Here is a 234-nt window from a genome sequence, read left to right on the forward strand (position 1 = left end):
GGGGGGGGGGGGGGGGGGGGGGGGGGGTGGGGGGAGGAGGGGAGAGCCGATGGATTAATTTGACCAATTAGAGATTGGTCTTATGGATGAAATCTTGGTAATCTAGCCGGCGATCTTGTCGAGGAATGCTGCGAGATCATCGGTGACGAAATCGATGTGATCCTCCTCTCCGCTCGTCTTCTCCCACCACCCGACGACGGTTTCCTCAAGATTGTTCGTCACCAGAGGGACAGT

The 234-nt window shown here is 57.3% G+C and carries 1 pseudogene; it reads right to left on the minus strand.

Annotated features, from left to right (window positions below):
• Positions 1–102: 102 nt before the first annotated feature.
• Positions 103–234, minus strand: a pseudogene (locus ACPYOJ_RS36925) (pyrimidine 5'-nucleotidase); the annotation flags it as partial.

The organism is Rhizobium sp. SVR5-9E (assembly GCF_056755095.1).